This window comes from Zhenpiania hominis (assembly GCF_014333425.1).
Classification (GTDB): Bacteria; Bacillota; Clostridia; order Peptostreptococcales; family Anaerovoracaceae; genus Hominibacterium; species Hominibacterium hominis.
The window spans coordinates 1-2,391 of sequence record NZ_JACRYT010000047.1 but is presented as its reverse complement, the minus strand read 5'-3'; the positions used below and the strand labels follow the sequence as shown (position 1 = coordinate 2,391).

2 protein-coding genes and 2 rRNA genes are annotated in these 2,391 nt (G+C 43.5%); all 4 read left to right on the top strand.

The features are described 5' to 3' along the window. Positions 1-113: ribosomal RNA gene (locus tag H9L42_RS16560) — 23S ribosomal RNA — on the top strand; the annotation flags it as partial. Positions 114-206: 93 nt separating this feature from the next. Further along, positions 207-323 (top strand): 5S ribosomal RNA (rrf, locus tag H9L42_RS16555). 120 nt (positions 324-443) lie between these two features. Continuing rightward, on the top strand, positions 444-962 hold the full coding sequence (locus H9L42_RS16550) for a sigma-70 family RNA polymerase sigma factor (RefSeq protein WP_187304502.1): 519 nt from the start codon (positions 444-446) through the stop codon (positions 960-962). 15 nt (positions 963-977) lie between these two features. Then, a complete protein-coding gene (locus H9L42_RS16545; RefSeq protein WP_187304501.1) occupies positions 978-2,264 on the top strand; it encodes a hypothetical protein in 1,287 nt (428 codons plus the stop codon). Positions 2,265-2,391 lie beyond the last annotated feature (127 nt).

The following is a 2,391-nucleotide window of genomic DNA, read 5'->3' as shown; positions in this document are numbered from 1 at the left end:
ATCTCCGCCTTTAGAGGTAAGACCCGTGGAAGACTACCACGTAGATAGGTCAGAGGTGGAAGCGCAGTAATGTGTGAAGCTGACTGATACTAATCGGTCGAACGCTTGACCAATGGTTTGGAAGGAAGAAGTTTCTTATTCAGTTTTGAGGGTATGAAGGGAAGAGGCCAGACTGTTTGTAAGAAAACAGGGCTAGGATTCGTAAATCCGGTGACAAAAGCGGGGAGGAGACACCTGTACCCATCTCGAACACAGAAGTTAAGCTCCCCAGCGCTGAGGATACTTGGCGGGAGACTGCCTGGGAAAGTAGGACGTTGCCGGTTTAGGCAGAAAGGAACGATACAATGGATATCGTTCCTTTTTTTCTTGCCTTGAAAAGTGCGGGAGATTTTTTTGTTACCTAGAGCAGATTTTCACATATATAAATGAAGGAGGGAAAGGACGTGAAAAGCTTTAAGAAAATTTGCCGCCAGAATTATATTCGAATCTATAATTATATATACGCAATGACTAGAGAAGCCTTTCTTGCGGAAGATCTTACTCAGGAAGTGTTCTTGATCGCCTGGCAAAAAGGGGAAGATTTCATGAAACATGAAAAGCCGGAAGCATTTCTTTATAAGACTGCAAAAATTAAAGTACTAGAGACGTTGAGAGAAGAAAAAAGGAATGAGTCTCTAGAGCTTCAGGAAAATATGGCAGTGGATCGGAGAGATCTTTTTGATGAACTGATATGGCAAGGGGAACAGGAAATTGACGAGCAGGAATATATGAAGCAAGTACTGAGCCAGCTTACAGACGAACAGAAAGAGTTGTACCAGAGCTACTATGTTGAGCACAAGCCGATGAGGGAGATTGCACGGGAAAAGCGAATTCGGGAAAGCGCTTTGAAGATGAAATATGTACGACTGCGAAAGGCAGTGAGAAATATTGTTATGGATCTGGGCTTGTCGGATCGGCTGTGAGAAAGGAGCGGTAGTATGGAACAGAGAAAGAATGATTTAAAAATTGCAAGGCTGAAAGAAGAACTGGGACGTGCGATTGAGGGCGACGATGTGGATACTGCTGATTTGATTACGGCACAGCTGTTAAAGCTACAGGGCCTCAGGAGTAGAAAAAAGATTCCAAAAGGATTTGCGGAAAGAATTGCTGTCGAAGGAACTGGTTTTAGAGGAAAGAGAGAAAAAAGGAAACTGCTGTTTGTACTGGCAGCTGTTTTGGTCTTGATGTTCTCTGTAGGAGTGATTTCTTACGCGGCGGGAATTTTTTTCCCTTATACGAAAAACCGGGACGGTTCTGTAACACCGGTTAATGCCTTGCAGGAGTCGGTCGAATTCAAAGCGGCACAGGAATACCATTCTTATCTGGATCATATGACGGAAGAGGAATGGGCGCGGCTTGCGGATACGAGTGAAAGCGCAATTTATGATGTCCCCTCGAAAGTAGAGGAGATCTGCAGGAAATATAATTTGAAGTTTGCCACCACCAGAACGGAGTTCTCATCCTATGGATCTGCAGAACAGCAGCTTGAAAAAATGGGGATGAAGAGCCTTCTGGGAACCAGATTAAGAGAATTGTTCAAAGAGACAGAGGGGGGCAAATTTTCAGGATATATGCTTGATGATGGAAATTTACATATGGAAGCGGAAGTCAATGGCAGAGACAGTCAAACACGTTCGATTATTTCCATTGACTTAACCCCAGAGGGAAGTTTCCCCTGGACAGGCTTTACCCCCAATATGGGAGGTTTCGATGAAGCAAGAAGTGTGGATTTGATTCAGAGCGAATCCGGACTTTGTTTTCCCTATATAGAGACTTCAGAAAAAGATAGCGCAGAGGCCTTTAACAAGGTTGGAAAGTATTATATAACACTGGGCGTTTCGAAGGTACTTACGGAGAGAGTGGAACAGGCCTTTGAAAAAGAGCGTACCGATTTGATGGAAGAACTGGATCAGACGGTTAGGAAGAAAACAGGGTGCGCAAATTATGAAAGTTTGTCTGAAAAATTCGGGGTTGGACTTGGAAAGGCAGTCGCAGCAGATGCTGCCGCAGTTCGAAATGCGGAGGAAGAGCAGAACTGGGATCGAAAGCGGAGTTTGTTGCTTAAGTACGGGGGATTGACAGAAACCGAACTGGATGTTTTTGATGAGTGTGAGAAAAAAATAGCGAATCTGCAAAAGAAAAGTGATCAACTCTGTATTTTGACAAGAAAAGATATGGAAGAGGCTTTAGCCCTATTTGATTTTGAAAGCTTGCAAAAGCGTTAAATTCCTGCTGTCAAGCATTTTTGAAAATGTCCCAAAAAATCTTTAAGATAGGCCCCGATGGATTCGGGGCTTATCTTTTATGAGAGATTATGCTCCGTGATAATTAAAATATTGACAGCAGGAACCC